Below are 417 nucleotides of genomic sequence, written 5' to 3' on the forward strand. Positions count from 1 at the left end.
GACTTAAAAGAAATCTATCAAGCCACGACGGAAGATGAAGCCCTGTTGGCGTTAGAGCACTTTGGTGATAAATGGGATGGAAAGTACCCTCAAATCAGTCGCTCGTGGACGGCTCATTGGGATAATCTCAATACTCTGTTTAGCTATCCTCAAGATATCCGTAAAGCTATCTACACTACGAATGCAATTGAATCACTGAACAGCGTGATCAGAAAAGCAACCAAGAAACGTAAACTGTTCCCGACTGATGAATCGGCTAGAAAGGTGGTGTATCTGGCGATTATGGATGCTTCCAAGCGATGGACAATGCCAATCCATCACTGGAAGCAAGCTCTAAACCGCTTTATGATTATGTTCGAAGACCGATTAACTGAATACTTGTAACCAAGAGCAGTTACACAGAATTATTTACAGGGT

General features: G+C 42.7%; 1 protein-coding gene. It reads left to right on the forward strand.

The window, feature by feature from the left end; genetic code table 11:
• On the forward strand, positions 1-384 hold a 384-nt coding region (locus RH85_RS11660; RefSeq protein ID WP_039948987.1), incomplete at its 5' end, for an IS256 family transposase.
• Positions 385-417 lie beyond the last annotated feature (33 nt).

The organism is Vibrio ichthyoenteri ATCC 700023 (assembly GCF_000222605.1).
Lineage (GTDB): Bacteria > Pseudomonadota > Gammaproteobacteria > Enterobacterales > Vibrionaceae > Vibrio > Vibrio ichthyoenteri.